This window comes from Streptomyces sp. NPDC031064 (assembly GCF_055570965.1).
Window position 1 is genome coordinate 39,896 of record NZ_JBVIGF010000005.1, and the last position, 20,559, is coordinate 60,454.

A 20,559-nucleotide genomic window follows, 5' to 3' on the forward strand; every position below is an offset into this window, starting at 1 on the left:
CGCGGGGCGCGGTGGGCGGGGTCACGCCTCGTCCAGGCCCTCCGCCGCGCGCTTCTCGCGCAGCTCCTTGATCGCGCGGCGGCGGGCGAGGCGGTGCGTGCGGCGGATCTGGGCCTCCTGGTAGCGGCGCTGGTCGCGTTCGGTCTCCGGGATCACGGGCGGGACGGGGCGGGGCTTGCCGTCCGCGTCGACGGCGGCGAAGACCAGGTAGGCCGAGCCGACCTGGGTCGCGGGCGTGGACTCGTTCCAGCGCTCGGCCAGGACCCGGACGCCGACCTCCATGGAGGACCGGCCGGTCCAGTTGACCTGCGCCTTCACATGGACCAGGTCGCCGACGCGGACCGGCTCCAGGAACACCATCTCGTCCATGGAGGCGGTGACGGCGGGCCCGCCGGAGTGGCGGCCCGCGACGGCGCCCGCCGCGTCGTCCACCAGCTTCATGATCACACCGCCGTGCACCGTGCCGAGGAGGTTGGTGTCATTGCCGGTCATGATGTGGCTGAGGGTGGTGCGGGAGGCCGAGGTCGGCTTTCCCCGCAGCTCGGAGGCCTGATCTGTCATGCCCTCCACCCTATGCCCGAGTCCGTCCCGCCCCTCATTGCATCAGGTTCGCTACAGCCGCGACCCGATTCCCCACCCACCCTGTCGGGGTCCAGGGGGCGGCCTGCACACTGGTCCGCATGAACGACTGGCCCGAAGGATGGACCGACGACCGCAACGCGCGTTACGGCCGTGGCAGCGCCGACGCCCAGCCCGAGGGCGCCCGCCGGATGCGCCACGTGCAGCGCCCCGCCGCGCCGCCGCAGCGCCCGCCGGTGGCCCCGCCGGTCCCGCAGCAGCAGTCGCGGGGGTACGACGACGCCTACGACAGCGGCTACAACACCGGGCAGGTCTACGGCACCCCGCAGGGAGGCGCTCGCGGTGGCGGCCCGCGCGGCCACGACCGTGGTTCGGTCAGCGCCCCCGACTGGCGCCGCCGCATCAAGATCGGGTCGATCGTGGTCCTGGTGGCCGTGCTCGGCACGACGATCGGCACGTACTTCTGGGCCGACGGCAAGATGCGCCGCGAGGTCGACCTCGCCAAGGTCATCGACCGCCCCAAGGAGGGCGACTGCACGACGTACCTGATCGTCGGCTCCGACAGCCGTGAGGGCATGACGGCCGAGGAGAAGAAGAAGCTCCACACCGGCTCCGCCGAGGGCAAGCGCACCGACTCGATGATGATCCTGGCGGCCTGCGGCAGCGGCAACACCATGATCTCGCTGCCCCGCGACTCGGATGTGGAGATTCCGAAGTTCGTGGGCTCCGATTCCGGCAAGACGTTCCCGGCCCAGGGCCGGCGCGTGAAGCTGAACGCCGCGTACGCGGAGGACGGCCCCGAGCTGCTGGTCCGCACGGTCGAGCACAACACCGGGCTGCGCATCGACCACTACGCCGAGATCGGCTTCGCCGGCTTCGCGAACATCGTCGACGCCCTCGGCGGTGTCGAGATGAACATCGAGAAGGGCTTCAAGGACAAGAAGTCCGGCGCCGACTTCCAGGCCGGCAAGCAGACCCTCAACGGCGAGCAGGCGCTGGCGTTCGTACGGACGCGGTACGCCTTCGCCGAGTCGGACCTCGCGCGTACGAAGAACCAGCAGAAGTTCCTGTCCGCGCTGGCGAGCCAGGCGGCGACGCCGGGGACCATCCTGAACCCGTTCAAGCTGTACCCGACGATGGGTGCGGGTCTGGACACGCTGATCGTCGACAAGGACATGTCGCTGTTCGACCTGGGCGAGATGTTCTTCGCCATGAAGGGCATCAGCGGCGGCGACGGCACGTCGATGAACATGCCGATCAACGGCACCCGCGGCGGCAACCTGGTCTGGGACAAGGCCAAGGTGCAGCAGTTGGTCCAGCAGATCCAGAACGACGAGAAGGTCACCGTCACGGAGAAGTAGGTACGACGAAGGGCCCGCACCACGTGGTGCGGGCCCTTTACGTGCGGGTGTTACGGCAGGTTGCGGGCCATGACGATCCGCTGGACCTGGTTGGTGCCCTCGTAGATCTGGGTGATCTTGGCGTCGCGCATCATGCGCTCGACCGGGTAGTCACGGGTGTAGCCGTAGCCGCCGAGGAGCTGGACGGCGTCCGTGGTGACCTCCATGGCGATGTCGGAGGCGAAGCACTTCGCCGCCGCGCCCAGGTAGGTGAGGTCGGCGTCGCCGCGCTCGGAGGCGGCGGCGGCCTGGTAGGTCAGCGCGCGGGCGGCGGAGATCTTCATCGCCATGTCGGCGAGCATGAACTGCACGCCCTGGAAGTCGGCGATCGGCTTGCCGAACTGCTTGCGCTCCTGGACGTAGCCCTTGGCGTAGTCCAGCGCGCCCTGGGCGATGCCGAGTGCCTGGGCCGCGATGGTGATGCGGGTGTGGTCCAGGGTCTTCATCGCGGTGGCGAAGCCGGTGCCCTCCTCGCCGATCATGCGGTCGGCGGGGATGCGGACGTTGTCGAGGTAGACCTCGCGGGTCGGGGAGCCCTTGATGCCGAGCTTCTTCTCCGGGGCACCGAAGGAGACGCCCTCGTCGCCCTTCTCGACGACGAAGGCGCTGATGCCCTTGGAGCGCTTGGACGGGTCGGTGACGGCCATGACCGTGTAGTACTCGGAGACGCCGGCGTTGGTGATCCAGCGCTTGACGCCGTTGAGGACGTAGTGGTCGCCGTCGCGGACGGCCTTGGTCTTCATACCGGCCGCGTCCGAGCCCGCGTCGGGCTCGGAGAGGCAGTACGAGAACATTCCGTCGCCCTTGGCGAGCGGGGTCATGTACTTCTTCTTCAGCTCCTCGGAGCCGGAGAGGATCACGGGCAGCGAGCCGAGCTTGTTCACGGCCGGGATGAGGGAGGAGCTGGCGCAGACGCGGGCGACCTCCTCGATGACGATCACGGTCGCGAGCGCGTCGGCGCCCGCGCCGCCGTAGGTCTCGGGGACGTGCACGGCGTGCAGGTCGTTCGCGGTCAGGGCGTCGAGGGCCTCCTGCGGGAAGCGGGCCTCCTCGTCCACGGCGGCGGCGAACGGCGCGATCTTCGCCTCGGCGAGCGAGCGGACGGCGTCGCGGAGCATGTCGTGCTCCTCGGACGGGCGGTACAGATCGAAGTCAGGCACGGTGCTTTTCTCCCTTTGGCGCCACTACTCTCACTCCCCTGAGTGCTGCTAACTACCGTTAAGTAACCCGAATTTTAGTGGGAGGGCCGAGCGAGGCATACGTGAGTTTGACGACAGCGCCGACCACGGGAGAACGGTGCCCGGGGCGGGGCCCGACTATGCTCGGGCCCGCACTCCTTCCCGTCCGTCAATGGAGCACCGTATGGCCCTCAAGATCACCGTGATCGGCACCGGATACCTCGGCGCCACCCATGCGGCGGCCATGGCGGAGCTGGGCTTCGAGGTGCTCGGGCTCGACGTCGTCCCCGAGAAGATCGAGATGCTCTCGGCGGGCCGCGTCCCGATGTACGAGCCGGGCCTGGAGGAGCTGCTGCACCGGCACGTCGCGGGGATCGAGGGCTCCACCGGGCGGCTGCGCTTCACCACCTCATGGGAGGAGGTCGGCGAGTTCGGCGACGTCCACTTCGTCTGTGTGAACACCCCGCAGAAGCACGGTGACTACGCGTGCGACATGAGTTACGTCGACGCCGCCTTCGGCTCGCTCGCCCCGCACCTGCGGCGGCCCGCGCTCGTCGTCGGCAAGTCGACCGTGCCGGTCGGCAGCGCGGAGCGGCTCGCGCGGCTGCTCGCCGACCGGGCGCCGGTGGGCGCCGACGCGGAGCTGGCGTGGAACCCGGAGTTCCTGCGCGAGGGCTTCGCCGTGCAGGACACGCTCCACCCGGACCGGATCGTGGTGGGCGTGGAGAGCGCGGCGGCGGAGAAGCTGCTGCGTGAGGTGTACGCCACTCCGGTCGAGGAGGGGTCGCCGTTCGTGGTGACCGACTTCCCGACGGCGGAGCTGGTGAAGACCTCCGCGAACTCCTTCCTGGCGACCAAGATCTCCTTCATCAACGCCATGGCGGAGGTGTGCGAGGCGGCCGGGGGCGATGTGGTCAAGCTCGCCGAGGCCATCGGGTACGACGAGCGGATCGGCGCGAAGTTCCTCCGGGCCGGGATCGGCTTCGGCGGCGGCTGCCTGCCCAAGGACATCCGGGCCTTCATGGCGCGCGCCGGTGAGCTGGGCGCGGACCAGGCGCTCACCTTCCTCCGCGAGATCGACTCCATCAACATGCGCCGCCGCGGCCAGATGGTCGGCATGGCGCGCGAGGCCCTCGGCGACGGCACGTTCCTCGGCAAGCGGGTGGCGGTACTGGGAGCGGCGTTCAAGCCGGACTCGGACGACGTGCGGGACTCGCCCGCGCTGAACGTCGCGGGTCAGATCCACCTCCAGGGCGGCCAGGTCACCGTGTACGACCCGAAGGGCATGGACAACGCCCGGCGGCTGTTCCCGACGCTCGGGTACGCCGACAGCGCGCTGGACGCGGTGCGGGGCGCGGACGTGGTGCTGCACCTGACGGAGTGGCGCGAGTTCCGCGAGCTGGACCCGGCGGAGCTGGGCGAGGTCGTGGCGTCACGGGTGATCCTGGACGGGCGGAACGCGCTGGACGCCGCCGCGTGGCGGGCAGCGGGCTGGACGTTCCGGGCGATGGGCCGGCCGCGGGCGTGATCCCGGGGCTTCGGGGCACCCGGCTGCCATGGGTTTCGCGAAACTGATTCTCACCGCGATCGACTGTCCCGAGCCGCGTCGGCTCGCCGAGTTCTACGCCGCGATCCTCGGCGGCGACGTGAAGGGCGACCCCGGCGACGGGGACTGGATCAACCTGTACCTCCCCGACGGGCAGCGGCTCGCCTTCCAGCGCGCGCCGGACCTGCGCCCGCCCGAGTGGCCCCGGGCCGACCGGAACTCCCAGCAGCTCCACCTCGACCTCGACGTCGAGGACATGAACTCCGCGCACGAGCAGGTCCTCGCGCTGGGCGCCCGGCCGCTGGACGTGGACGACGACGGGGGGAAGCGGGACTTCCGGGTGTACGCGGACCCGGCGGGGCACCCGTTCTGCCTGTGCCGCGCCTGACCGTCAGGGCTGCTCGGCCTCGCGTACGACACGGGCCGCGTTGCCCCAGGTCAGGGCCGCGATGTCGGCCTCGGACCAGTCGCGGTGCAGCAGCTCGGCGATCAGGTTCGGGTAGCAGGACGCGTCTTCCAGCCCGATGGTGTGCGGGGCGTCGGTCGTCATGCCGTACGAGCCCGACAGGCCGACGCACTCCGGCCCGGCGACCTCGCGGACGTACTCGACGTGGTCGGCCACGTCCCAGAGGGTGGCTGGCTGGTCACCGTGGCGGGTGACCTGGTCGGGGGCGAAGGTCACCATGCAGACACCCGCGTTGGCGTGCAGGCGGCGCAGTACGTCGTCGGGGACGTTGGCCGAGTGCGGGGTGAGGGCGTGGGCCGCCGAGTGGGAGAGGATGACCGGCGCCTTCGACACGTCGAGGACCCGGTCCATGGTGGCCTCGGAGGCGCCCGAGAGGTCGACGAGGACCCCGAGGCGGTTCATCTCGCGGACCGCCTCCTCCCCGAACGGCGTCAGCCCGGTGGGGTCGGCGGTCCAGCGCGTACCGGCCACGCTCACGCTGCGGACGCCGAGCGCGTGGTAGGCGCGCAGGGTGGCCAGCGAGTCGCCGAGGGCGGCGCCGGAGACGGGCCCGAGGAGCGACGCGATCCGGCCGCAGTCGCGGGCCTCGGCCATGTCGGCGGCCGTGAGGGCGAGCCGGAGGGCCTCGGGGCAGGACGCGATGAGGGTCCGTACCGCGTCTATTCGGTCCAGCGTCTCCTGGACGGCGGCGGGCCCGGGCGCCACGTGCAGCGACCAGAACTGCGCGCCGACGCCGCCCGCGCGGATGCGGGGGATGTCGGTGTCGAGGAGCGCCGAGCCGTGCTGGAGGTCGTGCCAGTGCGTGCGGTCGAGCTCCTGGGCGAGGGTGTTGTGACCGTCCACGACGAGCTGCGCGGCGAGCAGTACCCGGGCCCGCTCGATGTCGACCTCAGCCGGCGTGGGCGCCTCGGCGGCGCCGTCGGGCGTGTCGTCGAGCTCACCGATCGCGGAGGGTGCCGCGTAGGGGTGGTCCTGCAGGTCTGCCATGGGGAGCTCCGCTCCGGGGGTCACGACGAGCCGCTTCTCGATACGGCCACGGTGGCACGGGGCCAGTCGGGGGTCGCGGTGACGTACTGCGTTCGGGTGACCACAGGATGTGCGGCGCGCGGGCGGGGTCGGTTGCGGCCGGTGGGTCTGGTCGGGGCCCCTCCGGGCTCACCTCCTCGCCGTCGGCGGGGTGCCGAGCCGGTCTCGTAGTAGCCGTATCCCGCCGCCGATCGTCCCCGCCCGGAGGGCGTGGGGGGACCCCCAGCGGGGGCGACCCTGCACGGCCCCTTCTCGCCGTCTTCCGGAACCACCGGCCCGCACCCGGCATACGACCGGGGTGTGGCCGTGCAGGGTCGCCCCCGCAGAGGTTGGCGGCGTCGAAAGGGCTCCCGACCCGGCGTACCCAAGGCCGCCGGCCTCAAGGAGGTGAGCCCGGAGGGGCCGCGCCCCACCCACCGGGGTGGCCGTCACGGCACCGCCCCCGTGGGGCACCGGGAACAGGCACCGCCCCGGTCCGTTGTGCCCACCCGTTCCGCCCTGCGGAACGACTGCCCACAACGGAACCCAGGCGACCGGCGACCGCCCACGACGGGTGAGTCGGCCTCAGCCGTCCAGCGCGGCCAGCGTGGCAGTGGAGGGCGCGCGGCTCGACAGGGACCGGGAGACGGATTCCGCGTCGCGGAGGACGCGGACCGCGTTCTGCCAGGTGAGCTTCGCGAGGTCCGCGCGGGACCAGCCGCGGCGGAGCAGCTCCGCGATCAGGTTCGGGTACGCCGAGACGTCCGACAGGTCCGACGGCGTGAACGCCGTGCCGTCGAAGTCGCCGCCGATGCCGACGTGCTCGATGCCCGCGACCTCCCGCATGTGGTCCAGGTGGTCCGCGACCGTGGCGGCGGTGGCGACCGGGCGGGGGTTGGCCTCCTCGAAGGCCGCGTGGACGCGCATCGCCTCCGGGGTGGTGTCCAGGTGGTGGAAGCCGTGCGCCCGCATGTTCTCGTCGGCCCGCCGGGTCCAGTCGACGGCGGCGGGGAGGACGAACTTGGGGACGAACGTCGCCATGGCGACGCCGCCGTTGGAGGGCAGCAGAGCCAGGACGTCGTCGGGGATGTTGCGCGGGTGGTCGCACACCGACCGGGAGGAGGAGTGCGAGAAGATCACCGGCGCCTCGGACGTACCCAGCGCGTCGCGCATCGTCGTGTCGGCCACATGGGAGAGGTCCACCAGCATGCCGAGCCGGTTCATCTCCCGTACGACCTCGCGGCCGAAGGGCGACAGACCGCCGACGCCCGGTTCGTCCGTCGCCGAGTCGGCCCACGCCACGTTGTCGTTGTGGGTGAGCGTCATGTAGCGGACGCCGAGGGCGTACAGCGCGCGGAGCGTGGCCATCGAGTTGTTGATGGAGTGGCCGCCCTCGGCGCCCTTGAGCGACGCGATGCGCCCGGAGGCACGGGCGGCCTCCATGTCGTCGGCGGTCAGCGCGGGCGCCAGGTCGGCCGGGTACCGGGCCAGCAGCCGGTCGACGCAGTCGATCTGCTCCAGCGTGGCGCTGACCGCGTCGTCACCGGCCATGCCGCTGCGCACGTACACCGACCAGAACTGGGCCCCGACCCCGCCCGCCCGCAGCCGGGGGATGTCGGTGTGGAGCCGGCCCGTCTGGTCGGCCGCGACGTCGAGGCGGTCCAGGTCGTAACCGGCGTTCTCCCGCAGCGCCCACGGCAGGTCGTTGTGGCCGTCCACCACGGGGTACGAGGCGAGCAGTTCGCGCGCCTCGTCCACGAGTCCGGACCGCCCCGTCACTTGGCGAAGCCGAACGACGCCGAGCCCTCGACCTTCGCCCGCAGCCGCTTGCCCTTCTCCGTCGCCTGGTCGTTCAGCTCCTGCTGGAAGTCCTGCATCCGGGCCAGGAGGTCCGGGTCGGAGGTGGCGAGGATGCGCGCGGCCAGCAGGCCCGCGTTGCGCGCCCCGGCCACCGAGACGGTCGCCACGGGGACGCCCGCGGGCATCTGGACGATGGAGAGCAGGGAGTCCATGCCGTCCAGGTACTTCAGGGGGACGGGCACCCCGATGACGGGCAGCGGCGTCACGGAGGCGAGCATGCCGGGCAGGTGCGCGGCGCCGCCGGCGCCCGCGATGATCGCCTTCAGGCCCCGGTCGGCGGCCTGCTCGCCGTACGAGACCATTTCGCGCGGCATGCGGTGCGCGGACACGACGTCGACCTCGTACGGGATCTCGAACTCGTCGAGGGCCTGGGCCGCGGCTTCCATGACCGGCCAGTCGGAGTCGGATCCCATGACGATGCCAATGAGGGGGCTGCTCATTCGGTGATCGTTCCTCGCAGGTAGCCGGCGGCGTGACGCGCGCGGTCCAGCACGTCGTCGAGGTCGTCGCCGTAGGTGTTGACGTGCCCCACCTTGCGGCCGGGCTTCACGTCCTTGCCGTACATGTGGATCTTGAGCTGGGGGTCTCGGGCCATGCAGTGCAGGTAGGCCTGGTACATGTCGGGGTAGTCGCCGCCCAGGACGTTGCACATCACGGTCCACGTGGCGCGGGGGCGCGGGTCGCCCAGCGGCAGGTCGAGCACCGCGCGGACGTGGTTGGCGAACTGGGAGGTGACCGCGCCGTCCTGGGTCCAGTGGCCGGAGTTGTGGGGGCGCATGGCCAGCTCGTTGACCAGGATGCGGCCGTCTCGCGTCTCGAACAGCTCGACGGCGAGGTGGCCGACGACGCCCAGCTCCTTGGCGATGCGCAGCGCCAGCTCCTGGGCCTGGCCGGCCAGCTCGGGCGACAGGTCGGGCGCGGGGGCGATCACGGTGTCGCAGACGCCGTCGACCTGCCGGGACTCGACGACGGGGTACGCCACGGCCTGGCCGTGCGGCGAGCGGACGATGTTCGCCGCCAGCTCGCGGACGAAGTCGACCTTCTCCTCCGCGAGGACCGGCACGCCCGCCAGGAACGGGTCGCGGGCGTCGTCCTCGGAGCGGACGAACCACACGCCCTTGCCGTCGTAGCCGCCGCGCACCGTCTTGAGGATGATCGGGAAGCCGCCGGTCTCGGCGGCGAAGGCCGCCGCGTCCGCGGGGTCCGTCACGATGCGGTGGCGCGGGGACGGGGCGCCGATCTCGTCGAGCCTGGCCCGCATCACGCCCTTGTCCTGGGCGTGCACCAACGCGTCGGGCCCCGGCCGGACGGGAATGCCGTCCGCCTCCAGGGCCCGCAGGTGCTCGGTCGGTACGTGCTCGTGATCGAACGTGATCACGTCGCAGCCGCGTGCGAACTCACGCAGCGTGTCCAGGTCGCGGTAGTCGCCGATGACGACGTCGCTCACGACCTGCGCCGCGGAGTCCTGCGGGGTCTCGCTGAGGAGCTTGAACTTGATACCGAGGGGGATACCCGCCTCGTGGGTCATTCGGGCGAGCTGACCGCCGCCCACCATGCCTACTACCGGGAACGTCACCCTCTTAGGGTATCCGGCCCCGGCGACCGGCATTTCTCCGTCCCCGCGCGGGCTCAGGGGCGGGTGGTTAGCATGGCTTGGTTGGACCACTCGACCGGACGGGGCTGAAAGATCACCATGAGTGAACGAGGCGCACTGCGGGTGCGGCTGGACCAGCTCGTCCGCGAGATCGCCAAATTCGGTCTCGTCGGCGGCCTCGGCCTGCTGGTCAACATGGCGGTCTTCAACCTGGTGCGGCACACCACGGAGATCCCGGTCGTCCGGGCCAGCCTGATCGCCACGGTCGTCGCGATCGCGTTCAACTACGTGGGCTTCCGCTACTTCACGTACCGGGACCGTGACAAGAGCGGCCGTACGAAGGAGCTGACGCTCTTCCTGCTGTTCAGCCTGGTCGGGCTGGTCATCGAGAACGGTGTGCTGTACACGGCGACGTACGGCTTCGGGTGGGACAGCCCGTTGCAGAACAACTTCTTCAAGTTCTTCGGCATCGGTGTCGCGACCCTGTTCCGCTTCTGGTCGTACCGCACGTGGGTCTTCCGTACGCTGCCGGGCCGCGAGGCCGTGCAGACCGCCGAATCGTTCCTGGAGCAGCGCCGGCCCGAGTCGGAACGGTCCGGTGAGCCGGTCGCCCCGCGCCGCTAGTACCGCCGGCGGCTAGCGGATCGTCGGGGGCTCGTTCTTCTCCTTGCGGCTGCGCACCTCACGGCTGAGGAACAGCGCGAACACCGCCGGCTGCTGCTGGAGCAGTTCCAGGCGCCCGCCGTCCGCCTCCGCCAGGTCGCGGGCGACGGCGAGGCCGATGCCGGTGGAGTTGCGTCCGCTGATGGTCCGCTCGAAGATGCGCGCCCCCAGTTCCGGCGGTACGCCCGGCCCCTCGTCGGTGACCTCGACGACGGCCTGGTTGCCGGTGACCCGGGTGCGCAGCGCGACCGTGCCGCCACCGTGCATCAGGGAGTTCTCGATCAGCGCGGCCAGCACCTGGGCGACCGCGCCGGGGGTGCCGACGGCCCGCATGCCGACCTTGCCGGACCGGACGATCGCCCGCCCCGCGCTGCGGTAGGCCGGCCGCCACTCCTCGATCTGCTGCTTGACGACCTCGTCGAGGTCGAAGGCGATGGCCGAGCCGGTGCGCGGGTCGCGCGAGTTGGTCAGCAGCCGCTGGACGACGTCGGTGAGCCGCTCGACCTGGGTGAGCGCGATGTGCGCCTCTTCCTTCACCGTGGCCAGGTCGTCGGTCTCGGAGATCTCCTCCAGCCGCATGGACAACGCGGTCAGCGGCGTACGGAGCTGGTGCGAGGCGTCGGCGGCCAGTCGCCGCTCGGCGGTGAGCATCCGGGCGATCCGCTCGGCGGAGGCGTCGAGGACGTCGGCGACCCGGTCCAGCTCGGGCACGCCGTACCGCTTGTGGCGGGGCCGGGGGTCGCCCGAGCCGAGGCGTTCGGCCGTCTCGGCGAGGTCGGTGAGCGGCGAGGCGAGGCGGTTGGCCTGGCGTACGGCGAGGAGAACGGCGGCGATCACGGCGAGCAGCGCCACGGCGCCGATGATCAGCAGGGTGCGGCCGACCTCGCGGGTGACGGTGGAGCGGGACTCCTCGACGGTGACCGTCACGCCCCGGTCGCCCTGGGCGACGCCCCGGATGACGCTGTCCCGGGGCCGCTCGCCGATCTCGATGGGGGCCCGGCCCGGGATGTCGATCAGGGCGTACCGCTTGGCGCCGCTCTGCTCGGCGAGGATGTCGGGGTTGACCGGCTCGCCGCCGACGAGCCGGCTGTCGACGATGCTGACCAGGCTGACCGCCTCGGAGTCCACGCTCTCCTGGGCACTGCTGCTGATGGTGCGCGTCTCGACGATGACCAGGGAGACCCCGAAGACCGCGATCACGACGAGGACCACGGCGAGCGTGGAGTTGATCAGTCGGCGGCGCACTGTGCCTGCTTTCGGTGCCTAGCTCTTCTCGAAGCGGAAGCCCACGCCGCGCACGGTGGCGATGTACCGGGGGTTCGCGGCGTCGTCACCGAGCTTCTTGCGCAGCCAGGAGATGTGCATGTCGAGGGTCTTGGTGGACGACCACCAGGTGGTGTCCCACACCTCGCGCATCAACTGGTCGCGGGTGACGACCCGGCCGGCGTCGCGGACGAGGACGCGCAGCAGGTCGAACTCCTTGGCGGTGAGCTGGAGCTCCTCGTCGCCCATCCAGGCGCGGTGCGACTCGACGTCGATGCGCACGCCGTGGGTGGACGGGGCCGGGACGGGCTCGCTGGCACCGCGCCGCAGCAGCGCCCGTACGCGGGCGAGCAGCTCGGCGAGCCGGAACGGCTTGGTGACGTAGTCGTCGGCGCCCGCGTCCAGCCCGACAACGGTGTCGACCTCGTCGGCGCGGGCCGTCAGCACCAGGATCGGCACCGTGAGCCCCTCGGACCGAAGCCGCCGGGCCACTTCGAGGCCGTCGATCCCGGGCAGGCCCAGGTCCAGCACGACCAGGTCGACATGGCCCTGCAGCCCGGTCTCGAGCGCGCCGGGTCCGTCCTCCCGTACCTCGACCTCGTACCCCTCCCGCCGCAGGGCGCGGGCCAGCGGTTCCGAGATGGATGCGTCGTCCTCGGCGAGCAGTACACGGGTCATGGGGTGATGGTAGTCCGCGCCGTACGAGCGCCGCCGGGGGATCGCACGATGATCAACAGGACCTGCGTGTTCGAGGTGACATCCTGGGTAACACCTTCAAAAGTGCTTCACCGGTTCCGCCGACACCTGTGATCCATCTCTCAAGTCCTTCCATATGCCGCAGTGTCGTGTCGTATGGTGGCGAGACGCCTGATGCACTACTCCGGGACCTTTGGGCCGTTAACCACGCCTAAGGCCCCTTTCTGCGCAAGGCCGGTTCCGCCAGTCTTGAGTCAGTGAATGACCTGTGGGCCGGGCCCCGTGACGTGGTGACATGTCCGGGGCGTGGATCCCGGTGCGTCTGATCCCCTCGCCTCCGTGCCCGGCACGGGGGCGAACCCCTGTTCGGGCGTAGGGGCGGATCGGGAACGTGCCGGTGCCGGCCGCCCCCCACCGGGCGCGTGACCGCTCACGAAGCGCAGCGCGTCCCGAGCAAGCAAGGATCGACCCATGGCGTCCAGCCTGACGAAGGACTCGGCCAGTACCGCTGGCGGCGAGAAGACCTTCTTCGGCCACCCCCGCGGCCTGGCCACTCTCTTCCTGACCGAGATGTGGGAGCGCTTCAGCTACTACGGCATGCGCGCCCTGCTCGTGTACTACCTGGTCTCGGGCGGCGCCGACGCCGCCACGGGCAGCCAGGGCGGCGGACTCGCGATGACGGCGGCCACGGCCACGGCCATCTACTCCGTCTACGTGTCGATGGTCTACCTGATGGCCATGCCGGGCGGCTGGTTCGGCGACCGCGTCTGGGGCGCCCGCAAGACCGTCGCGATCGCCGGTGCCGTGATCATGGTCGGCCACCTGTCGCTGGCGCTGCCGGGCCAGGCGATGTTCTTCGTCGGCCTGATCCTGGTCGCCGCCGGTTCCGGTCTGCTGAAGGCCAACATCTCCACGATGGTCGGCCACCTCTACGACGGTCCCGAGGACCCGCGCCGTGACGGTGGCTTCACGCTCTTCTACATCGGCATCAACCTCGGTGCCTTCGTCGCCCCGTTCGTCATCGGCACGGTCGGCAAGGAGCACAACTGGCACTTCGGCTTCGCGCTCGCCGCGCTGGGCATGGGCCTGGGTCTGCTCCAGTTCCTGCTCGGTACGCGCCACCTGAGCCCGAAGAGCAACATCGTCCCCAACCCGCTGAGCCCGGAGGAGCGCCGCACGATCCTCCTCAAGGTCACGGGTGCGGTGCTGGCCGTCGCCGTCTTCTACGGCGTGGTCGTCGCCATCGGCGCGTTCACCCTGAACTGGGCGCTGGTCCCGCTGACCCTCGCCGGTCTGGTCATCCCGGTCGCCGTCCTCGTCCGCATCAAGCGCGACAAGGAGCTGTCGTCGACCGAGCAGTCGAAGATGAACGGCTACATCTGGTTCTTCGTGGCCGCCGCCATCTTCTGGATGATCTACGACCAGGGTGGTTCGACCCTGTCGCTCTTCGCGGACAGCAAGACCGCCGACACCGTGTTCGGCTTCGCCTTCTCGGCCACCTGGTACCAGTCGCTGAACCCGCTGTTCGTCATGGCGCTGGCCCCGGTCTTCGCCTGGCTGTGGCTGTGGCTGGCCCGTAAGGACCAGGAGCCCAACACCATCGTGAAGTTCGCGATGGGCCTGGTGCTGGTGGGCGCTTCGTTCTTCGTCTTCATCGTCCCGATGGGCATGGCGGGTGACGGCACCAAGGTCTCGCCCATGTGGCTGGTGTCGATCTACATGATCCAGACCATCGGTGAGCTGTGCCTCTCCCCGGTCGGCCTGTCGGTGACCACGAAGATGGCGCCGCAGAAGTACGCCTCGCAGATGATGGGTGTCTGGTTCCTCGCGGTCACCGCGGGCGACTGCACCACGGGTCTGCTGTCCCTGGCGGGTGTCGACCTCAACGGCACCGGGATCATCGCCATGGAGGCGTCGCTGGCGGCCGCCGCCGGTGTGGCGGTCTTCATGTACCGCAAGAAGGTCCAGACGCTGATGGGCAACGTGCACTGACGCGTTCGTCCGCGGTCCTCAAAAGGGCCGCCGCACCGGATCCGTCCGGGGCGGCGGCCCTTCGCCGTGTCACCGCCGCAGCAGCCGCCACGGGGTGAACGTGAACACCGCGCCGCCCAGCAGGATCACCGTGCCGGCGACCAGCGCGAGGGCGCGCAGGGCGCCCGCGTCCTCGGCGCCCGTGTCGGCGAGGCCGCCGCCGGAGGTGGACGTGGCGCCGGTCGAGCCACCGGCGCCCGTGCCGCCGGACGTGGACGTGCCGCCGGAGGCGCCGCCCGGCTGGGCGGAGGTGTCGAGCTCCAGGGAGACCGGCACGTTCGCGGGCGGGGTGCACGTCGTCGTCGTACCGAGCGCCTTGACGGTCAGGACGCCCGGGCTGAGCGTCGCCTTGCCGGTGGCGCCGGGCTTGTAGGTGCCGGTGAGGTCGGGGATCTCGATCGGGTCGCCCGCCTTGATCGGCTCCTTGTTGGTGGGGCCCTCGACGTGGACGAAGCCCTTGTCCGCGCTGCCGAGCTTGACCTCCATGGACGGCTTGACCGAGTCCTTGGGGATGTCGGCGGGGCTGTCCATCACGGACTTGGAGAACTTCACCGTGAGGTCGAAGTTCCCGCCGTTCCGCTTGGCGTTGATCTTCACCGGGGAGGTGGCGTTCTTGTCGCCGATGGGCGTCTTGCAGGCGTACGCGACGGAGACCTCCTTGCCCTCGAAGTCGGTCTGCCCGCCGCCACCGCCGGTGCTGCCACCGGCACTGCTCGTGCCACCAGAACCGCTTGAGCCACCGGTACTGCTCGTGCCACCGGTACTGCTCGTGCCACCGCTGCCGCTCGACCCACCGCTGCTGCTGGTACCGCCGGCGCTGCTGGTACCGCCGCTGCTGGTCGTACCGCCCGTCGTGGGCGGACCGGCGCCGTCGGTGACCTTGATCGTGTGAGCCGGCCGCACCGTCTCCTTCGGCGCGCACTTGGTGTCCGTGGACAGCGGCTTGGAGACGTTGATCGTGTACGCCCCCGGGGTCAGCGTGATCTCCCCCGGCGCGGTCAGCTTCAGCTTGCCCTTCATGTCCGGCAGCACCATCGGGCTGTTCTTGGGTATCGGCGGGTTCTGCCGCGGGCCCTCCATCGCCAGGTCGCCGGTCTGCGCGCCCGCGACCTCGACCACGCCGGTCGGCTTGACCGTGTCCTTCTCCAAATCCAGGATGTCCGGATTCTTGGACGCGGCCTCGACCGTCTTCCACACCACCTCCACCTCGTCGCCGACCTTCGCCTCCGCCGGCGCGGTGATCTGCACCTTGGTCGTGCCCCGCACCGGTGGCAGACCGGAGATGGGGGGCGGGACGCACTCCGTGCCGTACGACACCTCGGCCGCCTGCGCGGGTCCCGCGGCCAGCAGGATCCCCGCGCCGCCGAGCATCAGCGCGACTCCGGCCGCGCTCATCCTCCGTTGCGTGCTCACGAATGTCCCTTCGTCGTGGGTCGGTTCTCTGACGGTGCGGAGTCCGGGGCGAACCAGGGCAGGCCCGCCGTGCGGGTGGGCTCTGTCACGGGTACGGCGGCGCGCCGGCGCCCGGCGCGGTGGGGGCGATCGGGCCGCCGCGGGCGTACGCGGTCCACGACCGCCATCCCCGCCCGGTACAGGCCCGCCGGTACGACCACGGCGAGCAGCACCCAGAAGAGCGTCACGCCCCAGGGCCGCCCCACCCGCCACGGCTGCTCGGCCAGGACCTTGCCGCCGTACTTCACCGACACCTGGTAGTCGCCGTGCGCGCCCGCCGCGAGCTGGACCGGCAGCTCCACCAGCGCCTTGCGGCCCGGCCGGACGGTGCCGCGCCACTGCCGCTCCTCCCACTGCGGGGCGTACACGCCGTGCGCGGTGCCGACCTGGAAGACGGGGTCCTCGACCGGTGCCGTGCCGAGGTTGCCGACCGTGAGGACGACCCGGCGCCGGGCCGGGGCGCCGAAGAGGACGAGGACGCCGCTGGACCCTTCGAGCCGGGGCGCCGCCAGCACGGCGAGCCGGCCGTCACCGGACGGCTCCGGCAGGGGGGCGACCGGGTGGCCGGTGATCCTCAGCGGGGCGTCCACCGTGGCGGGGTCACCCGTCACGGTCGCCACGTGGACCACGCACGGGCAGGGCTTGGGCGGCGCCGCGACCGGAACCTTCCTGGTGAACGCGCCGGACGCGTCGGTGGTGACGGCGCGCCCCTGGGCGTTGGCGCAGGAGTTGGTGCCGCCGCGCATGTTCTGGCCGCAGACCAGCAGCATCAGCAGCGCCTTGGGCCGCCAGCCGGCGCCGCTGACCGTGATCTCGGTGCCCTTGGCCGCCTCGGGGCGGGAGAGCGTGACGGCGGGGCCACGGTCCGCCGCGGCGGCCCCGCCGGGCGCCGGCGGTCCGGGCAGCCCCACGAGCACGCACGCCACCAGCGCGGCCACCACCGCCCACCGGCTCGCCCTCACGTTTCCGCTCCCCTCGCCCCGCGCCCCCGGCGCCGTATCCGCCACGTCACCGCGCCCGCCACGGCCACCGCCACCGCCGACGCCCCGCCCGCCCACCACGTGCCGAAGGTCCTGGCCGCCTCCGCCCCCGCCCGGGCGCCGCCCGCGGCCGTGGCGTCCAGCCGGACGGTGACCCGGTCCAGGGCCGGGCGGTCCCGGTCGGCCCACGGTTCGGTCAGCTCCACCCGGCGGCCCGGCCGCAGCTCCAGCCGCAGCGGGCGCTCCGCGCGGCGCAGCACCTCGCCGAACAGGCCCTCCGCGCGTACCGCGAGGCGGGGTACGAGGACGGTGTTGCCGCGGTTGACCAGCGTGTAGTGGATGGCCCCGCCCGTGATCCGGACGTCCTCGACCGTGAGCGCCGCGAGGCGCGGCCCGCCGACCCGCAGCCGTACCGGCACGGTCACCTCGCCCCCGGCGCCGTCCCCGGCGAACAGCGCGCCCGTGTGGTCGCCGGGCGGGGCGTCGGGCGGGACGGTGACGGAGAAGGGCACCTCGGCGCGGGTGCGGGGCGGCACGGTCACCGGGTTCGCGGCGAAGGCGACCCACGGGGCGGTGGCGCGCAGCCGCAGCGTGAGCGGCCGCCTGCCCGGGTTGGTCAGCGACAGGGTGTCCTGGAGCACGGTGCCCGGCGGCCCCTCCAGGTAGATGTACGGCCGGGCCTCGGCCGCGTGACCCGTCGCGGGCGTGGCGGGCACCAGTACGGCGGCGAGGGCGGCGGCCACGACGCGGGCGCGCACGGGATCACGCCCGGCGGGTCCGGCGGGTCAGCCACAGCGCCCCGGCCGCGCCCGTGAGCAGCACCGTGCCGCCGAGCGTGCCCAGTGCGAGCGCCGAGTCCAGCGGCCCGGTCCTGGGCAGTTCCCCGGCGCCGGAAGACCCGGACCCCGACCCGGGCCCGGACCCGGACGCCGACCCGGACCCGGACGCCGTGACGTCCAGCTCCAGTGACGGCTTGGGGTTGTTCTTGGGCGTGCACGTCGTGGTCGTACCGAGTGCCTTGATGGTCAGCACCCCGGCGGTGAAGGTGACCTTGCCGCTCTTCCTCGGGGTGTACGTACCCGTCAAGTCGCTGATCTTGATGGGGGTGTTGGCGGGGATGGCCCGGTCGTTGGGCGGTCCGGAGACGGTGAGCGTGCCGCTGTCCGCGCCGCCGACCTTGATGACCGCGCTCGGGTTCATGGCGCCCTTGCCGAGCTCCACCGGGCTTGAGGAGACACCCTTGCGGAACGTCATGGTGAGCTTGTAGCCGCTGCCGCTCTTCACGCTCGTGATGTCGATGGGCGATACGGCGCCCTTGGGCCCGATCGGCGTCCGGCACGCGTAGTCGACGTCCACGACGGTGGCGTGGGCCGCGGGGGCGGCCAGCAGCACCATCGCACCCGTGACCGCCGCCGCCAGCGCCGGAGTTGTCCGCTTCTGGTACGACACCTCGAGATCACCCCAATGTCTGACGGCTCATCAGATTGGCGCTCAAGGTACGCCCGTGACGTTGGGGAGGGAAGACAAAGAGCACGGCGTATCGCCGCGCTCCACAAGTACGCCGAAAGGTTCCCGCGAGGTTAAGCGGGGGCCGCCAGTTCCGCCCAGACCGTCTTGCCGGGCATGCCCGTGGACCGGACGACGCCCCAGTCCAGGCAGAGGCGCTGGACGATGAACATGCCGTGCCCGCCCGGCCGCCCGGCCCGGTGCGGCTGGCGCGGCGCGGGCTGACCGGCGCCCCGGTCCTCCACCTCCAGCCGGAGCACCTTCGCGTCGAGCGAGACGCGCAGCTCCTCGGGGCCCTCGGCGTGCAGGCACGCGTTGGTGACCAGTTCGGAGACGACGAGCAGGACGTCCTCGGCTGCGGCCCGCCGGTCGGCGGTGGCGGCCGGGAGCCACCCCCAGTCGTAGAGCGCCTGCCTCGTGAAGTCCCGGGCGAGCGGAACGATCCCGCTGGCGCTGCCCAGCGAGAGCCGCCGCGTCCGGCGTCCCGCGGGAGTCGCCCCGGACGCCGCACCTGACATGTCGGACCTCACCTCCGGCATGGTGGGCGCGGCGGGGGCAGCCGGGAGCGCGGCACCAGCGCCGGAGCCGTCCGGCTGGGGGCCGAGATCGCTCGGCGGATGCTGCTGGGTGGCACCCATCAGCGCTTCACCTCACCGAATTCACCAAGTCGCCATTACGTCGTCACAAAGCAGCCACGGGGCCGTCACAGAGAGTGTGGAGCCCCTCCGTACAGTTGCCGCGGGGTTCTTCTGCCCGTCCCGACCGGGACGACACCCCCCGCTTTGTCGCGTCAGTCGGCGAGCGCCGCTTCCAGCGAGTCGTGGACGGTGAAAACCGCCTCGGCACCAGTGATCTCGAACACCCTGGCCACCACGGGCTGCATCCCGACGAGATGCACCCCACCGCCCGCGGCCTCCGCCTTCAGGCGTGCCCCGAGCAGCACGTTCAGCCCGGTGGAGTCGCAGAATGCCAACTGCGAGCAGTCGATCACCAGGCGTGTGCGGCCCTGATCCAGCGCGGCGTCCAGCGGCTCGCGCAGCAGCTCGGCGGTGTGGTGATCGAGCTCACCCGCCGGCGTGAGAACTTCGCTGCGGCCTTCCGTCCGGACCCCGACCTTGAGTCGGCCCTGATTCGCGCTGCCGACCGTCCCGCGGTCCATGCCGTCCCTCTTCGCCGATGCCGTTGAGTCGGTAGAACCCTACGCCTTCTGTCGGGCCGCCGGTAGTCGAGACTTAACCACAAGCCGGACATATGGGACAATTGACACTTGCAACGATCCGTAGGAAGCGGGTAGGGCTAGTAGGGACACAACCAACACGGCCGGCTTTGGAGGCGCCGCACACCGCAGCCACATTCTTTGGGCATCGGCGGCCATATGCCGAGAACGATGGAGGAGACCATGTCACCCCGGCTCGACGAAACGCGTACCCCCCACGCGCCGTCGGCAACTCCGCCCCACCAGATCGACCCCCAGATCGACACCTACGAGCAGCTCGGGACAGAAGAGCTCGGCCTGCCCGTCATCCCTCCGTACGACGAGGTCGAACCACTCGACGCGAGGGCCCTCTCCAAGACACTCTTCGCGCGCCTCGACACGCTCGAGGAGGGCACGCACGAGTACGCGTACGTCCGCAACACGCTGGTCGAACTGAACCTCGCCCTCGTCAAGTTCGCCGCCTCCCGGTTCCGCTCCCGCAGCGAGCCGATGGAGGACATCATCCAGGTCGGCACCATCGGTCTCATCAAGGCCATCGACCGCTTCGAACTCAGCCGCGGGGTCGAGTTCCCCACTTTCGCGATGCCAACCATCGTGGGAGAGATCAAGCGGTTCTTCCGCGACACCTCCTGGTCCGTACGCGTCCCGCGCCGGCTCCAGGAACTCCGCCTCGACCTGGCCAAGGCCGGGGACGAACTGGCCCAGCAGCTCGACCGCTCGCCCACCGTGGGCGAGCTCGCCGAGAAGCTCGGGATCACCAAGGAAGAAGTCGTCGAGGGCATGGCGGCGAGCAACGCCTACACCGCCAGCTCGCTCGACGCCCAGCCCGAGGAGGATGACACCGAGGGCGCGCTGGCGGACCGCATCGGCTACGAGGACCACGGGCTCGAAGGCATCGAGTACATCGAGTCCCTCAAGCCGCTGATCGCCTCCCTCCCGGCACGCGACCGGAAGATCCTCTCCCTCCGCTTCGTCGCCGGGCTCACGCAGTCGGAGATCGGCGAGGAGCTCAACATCTCGCAGATGCATGTCTCCCGTCTGCTCTCCCGCACGCTGGGCAAACTTCGCAAGGGCCTCACCCTGGAAGAATGACGCCCGCGAAGCGCGTGCTGGAAGGGCCCGTT

At 71.2% G+C, this 20,559-nt stretch carries 20 protein-coding genes; 6 read left to right on the plus strand and 14 right to left on the minus strand.

Annotated elements, in window-relative coordinates; all coding sequences use genetic code 11:
• Positions 1 to 21: 21 nt before the first annotated feature.
• Positions 22 to 561, minus strand: coding sequence for an acyl-CoA thioesterase (locus ACZ46W_RS18990; RefSeq protein ID WP_366128563.1), 540 nt, complete (start codon positions 559 to 561; stop codon positions 22 to 24).
• 119 nt (positions 562 to 680) lie between these two features.
• Here ACZ46W_RS18990 and ACZ46W_RS18995 point away from each other — a divergent pair, with 119 nt between their 5' ends.
• Positions 681 to 1,940: an LCP family protein gene (locus tag ACZ46W_RS18995; protein ID WP_468338885.1), complete on the plus strand. Its 1,260-nt coding sequence runs from the start codon at positions 681 to 683 to the stop codon at positions 1,938 to 1,940.
• A gap of 50 nt (positions 1,941 to 1,990) precedes the next feature.
• Here the strand turns inward: ACZ46W_RS18995 and ACZ46W_RS19000 are convergent, their stop codons facing one another.
• Positions 1,991 to 3,139, minus strand: a complete 1,149-nt coding sequence (locus tag ACZ46W_RS19000) for an acyl-CoA dehydrogenase (protein WP_468338887.1) — start codon at positions 3,137 to 3,139, stop codon at positions 1,991 to 1,993.
• 202 nt (positions 3,140 to 3,341) lie between these two features.
• On the opposite strand from ACZ46W_RS19000, the gene ACZ46W_RS19005 reads away from it, so the two are divergent.
• Both ACZ46W_RS19005 and ACZ46W_RS19010 read left to right on the plus strand, forming a co-directional pair.
• Complete coding sequence (locus ACZ46W_RS19005; protein ID WP_468338889.1) at positions 3,342 to 4,685, plus strand: UDP-glucose dehydrogenase family protein; 1,344 nt, start codon at positions 3,342 to 3,344, stop codon at positions 4,683 to 4,685.
• Positions 4,686 to 4,713: 28 nt separating this feature from the next.
• Positions 4,714 to 5,091 (plus strand): VOC family protein, encoded by a 378-nt coding sequence (locus tag ACZ46W_RS19010; protein WP_468338891.1) that lies wholly within the window; start codon positions 4,714 to 4,716, stop codon positions 5,089 to 5,091.
• A gap of 3 nt (positions 5,092 to 5,094) precedes the next feature.
• Here ACZ46W_RS19010 and ACZ46W_RS19015 read toward each other — a convergent pair whose 3' ends face one another.
• The 4 genes from ACZ46W_RS19015 to ACZ46W_RS19030 all read right to left on the minus strand — a co-directional run bounded on the left by ACZ46W_RS19015 (position 5,095) and on the right by ACZ46W_RS19030 (position 9,643).
• Positions 5,095 to 6,156, minus strand: coding sequence for a dipeptidase (locus ACZ46W_RS19015; protein WP_468338893.1), 1,062 nt, complete (start codon positions 6,154 to 6,156; stop codon positions 5,095 to 5,097).
• Between the two features lie 603 nt (positions 6,157 to 6,759).
• The gene (locus ACZ46W_RS19020; RefSeq protein ID WP_468338895.1) at positions 6,760 to 7,953 is read right to left on the minus strand and encodes a dipeptidase; all 1,194 of its coding nucleotides are present in this window, start codon (positions 7,951 to 7,953) and stop codon (positions 6,760 to 6,762) included.
• Positions 7,950 to 8,474: a 5-(carboxyamino)imidazole ribonucleotide mutase gene (gene purE, locus ACZ46W_RS19025; RefSeq protein WP_468338897.1), complete on the minus strand. Its 525-nt coding sequence runs from the start codon at positions 8,472 to 8,474 to the stop codon at positions 7,950 to 7,952. The genes ACZ46W_RS19020 and purE overlap by 4 nt, the downstream gene beginning before the upstream one ends.
• Positions 8,471 to 9,643 carry a 5-(carboxyamino)imidazole ribonucleotide synthase gene (locus tag ACZ46W_RS19030; protein ID WP_468338898.1) on the minus strand — a complete coding sequence of 391 codons (1,173 nt, stop codon included), beginning with the start codon at positions 9,641 to 9,643 and terminating at the stop codon, positions 8,471 to 8,473. Before ACZ46W_RS19030 ends, purE begins: the two co-directional genes overlap by 4 nt.
• 84 nt (positions 9,644 to 9,727) lie before the next feature.
• Here ACZ46W_RS19030 and ACZ46W_RS19035 point away from each other — a divergent pair, with 84 nt between their 5' ends.
• Entirely contained in the window at positions 9,728 to 10,252 is a 525-nt protein-coding gene (locus ACZ46W_RS19035; RefSeq protein WP_468338900.1) for a GtrA family protein, read from the plus strand.
• A 12-nt stretch (positions 10,253 to 10,264) separates the two neighbouring features.
• Here ACZ46W_RS19035 and ACZ46W_RS19040 read toward each other — a convergent pair whose 3' ends face one another.
• Together ACZ46W_RS19040 and ACZ46W_RS19045 are read right to left on the minus strand one after the other, a co-directional pair.
• Positions 10,265 to 11,536 carry an ATP-binding protein gene (locus ACZ46W_RS19040; RefSeq protein WP_468338902.1) on the minus strand — a complete coding sequence of 424 codons (1,272 nt, stop codon included), beginning with the start codon at positions 11,534 to 11,536 and terminating at the stop codon, positions 10,265 to 10,267.
• Positions 11,537 to 11,554: 18 nt separating this feature from the next.
• Positions 11,555 to 12,232, minus strand: a complete 678-nt coding sequence (locus ACZ46W_RS19045; RefSeq protein ID WP_468338903.1) for a response regulator transcription factor — start codon at positions 12,230 to 12,232, stop codon at positions 11,555 to 11,557.
• A gap of 489 nt (positions 12,233 to 12,721) precedes the next feature.
• On the opposite strand from ACZ46W_RS19045, the gene ACZ46W_RS19050 reads away from it, so the two are divergent.
• Positions 12,722 to 14,242: a peptide MFS transporter gene (locus tag ACZ46W_RS19050; protein ID WP_468338905.1), complete on the plus strand. Its 1,521-nt coding sequence runs from the start codon at positions 12,722 to 12,724 to the stop codon at positions 14,240 to 14,242.
• A 69-nt stretch (positions 14,243 to 14,311) separates the two neighbouring features.
• Here the strand turns inward: ACZ46W_RS19050 and ACZ46W_RS19055 are convergent, their stop codons facing one another.
• The 6 genes from ACZ46W_RS19055 to ACZ46W_RS19080 all read right to left on the minus strand — a co-directional run bounded on the left by ACZ46W_RS19055 (position 14,312) and on the right by ACZ46W_RS19080 (position 19,378).
• Positions 14,312 to 15,676 (minus strand): hypothetical protein, encoded by a 1,365-nt coding sequence (locus tag ACZ46W_RS19055; protein WP_468338907.1) that lies wholly within the window; start codon positions 15,674 to 15,676, stop codon positions 14,312 to 14,314.
• A gap of 14 nt (positions 15,677 to 15,690) precedes the next feature.
• Positions 15,691 to 16,695 (minus strand): neocarzinostatin apoprotein domain-containing protein, encoded by a 1,005-nt coding sequence (locus tag ACZ46W_RS19060; RefSeq protein WP_468338909.1) that lies wholly within the window; start codon positions 16,693 to 16,695, stop codon positions 15,691 to 15,693.
• Positions 16,692 to 17,471 (minus strand): COG1470 family protein, encoded by a 780-nt coding sequence (locus tag ACZ46W_RS19065; RefSeq protein WP_468338911.1) that lies wholly within the window; start codon positions 17,469 to 17,471, stop codon positions 16,692 to 16,694. The genes ACZ46W_RS19060 and ACZ46W_RS19065 overlap by 4 nt, the downstream gene beginning before the upstream one ends.
• A gap of 4 nt (positions 17,472 to 17,475) precedes the next feature.
• Entirely contained in the window at positions 17,476 to 18,162 is a 687-nt protein-coding gene (locus tag ACZ46W_RS19070; RefSeq protein WP_468338913.1) for a peptidase, read from the minus strand.
• Between the two features lie 131 nt (positions 18,163 to 18,293).
• Positions 18,294 to 18,857: an ATP-binding protein gene (locus ACZ46W_RS19075; RefSeq protein ID WP_468338915.1), complete on the minus strand. Its 564-nt coding sequence runs from the start codon at positions 18,855 to 18,857 to the stop codon at positions 18,294 to 18,296.
• A 152-nt stretch (positions 18,858 to 19,009) separates the two neighbouring features.
• Positions 19,010 to 19,378, minus strand: coding sequence for an STAS domain-containing protein (locus ACZ46W_RS19080; protein WP_366128583.1), 369 nt, complete (start codon positions 19,376 to 19,378; stop codon positions 19,010 to 19,012).
• A gap of 240 nt (positions 19,379 to 19,618) precedes the next feature.
• Between ACZ46W_RS19080 and ACZ46W_RS19085 the strand changes: the two genes are divergently transcribed.
• Positions 19,619 to 20,527, plus strand: coding sequence for an RNA polymerase sigma factor SigF (locus ACZ46W_RS19085; RefSeq protein ID WP_468338918.1), 909 nt, complete (start codon positions 19,619 to 19,621; stop codon positions 20,525 to 20,527).
• Positions 20,528 to 20,559 lie beyond the last annotated feature (32 nt).

Coding starts and splice junctions, on each gene's coding strand:
- ACZ46W_RS19015 (WP_468338893.1), bottom strand. CDS start 6,156: ATGGCAGACCTGCAGGACCACCCCTACGCGGCACCCTCCGCGATCGGT.
- ACZ46W_RS19050 (WP_468338905.1), top strand. CDS start 12,722: ATGGCGTCCAGCCTGACGAAGGACTCGGCCAGTACCGCTGGCGGCGAG.
- ACZ46W_RS19030 (WP_468338898.1), bottom strand. CDS start 9,643: ATGCCGGTCGCCGGGGCCGGATACCCTAAGAGGGTGACGTTCCCGGTA.
- ACZ46W_RS19035 (WP_468338900.1), top strand. CDS start 9,728: ATGAGTGAACGAGGCGCACTGCGGGTGCGGCTGGACCAGCTCGTCCGC.
- ACZ46W_RS19010 (WP_468338891.1), top strand. CDS start 4,714: ATGGGTTTCGCGAAACTGATTCTCACCGCGATCGACTGTCCCGAGCCG.
- ACZ46W_RS19080 (WP_366128583.1), bottom strand. CDS start 19,378: ATGGACCGCGGGACGGTCGGCAGCGCGAATCAGGGCCGACTCAAGGTC.
- ACZ46W_RS18995 (WP_468338885.1), top strand. CDS start 681: ATGAACGACTGGCCCGAAGGATGGACCGACGACCGCAACGCGCGTTAC.
- ACZ46W_RS19085 (WP_468338918.1), top strand. CDS start 19,619: ATGTCACCCCGGCTCGACGAAACGCGTACCCCCCACGCGCCGTCGGCA.
- purE (WP_468338897.1), bottom strand. CDS start 8,474: ATGAGCAGCCCCCTCATTGGCATCGTCATGGGATCCGACTCCGACTGG.
- ACZ46W_RS18990 (WP_366128563.1), bottom strand. CDS start 561: ATGACAGATCAGGCCTCCGAGCTGCGGGGAAAGCCGACCTCGGCCTCC.
- ACZ46W_RS19075 (WP_468338915.1), bottom strand. CDS start 18,857: ATGGGTGCCACCCAGCAGCATCCGCCGAGCGATCTCGGCCCCCAGCCG.
- ACZ46W_RS19005 (WP_468338889.1), top strand. CDS start 3,342: ATGGCCCTCAAGATCACCGTGATCGGCACCGGATACCTCGGCGCCACC.
- ACZ46W_RS19045 (WP_468338903.1), bottom strand. CDS start 12,232: ATGACCCGTGTACTGCTCGCCGAGGACGACGCATCCATCTCGGAACCG.
- ACZ46W_RS19055 (WP_468338907.1), bottom strand. CDS start 15,676: ATGAGCGCGGCCGGAGTCGCGCTGATGCTCGGCGGCGCGGGGATCCTG.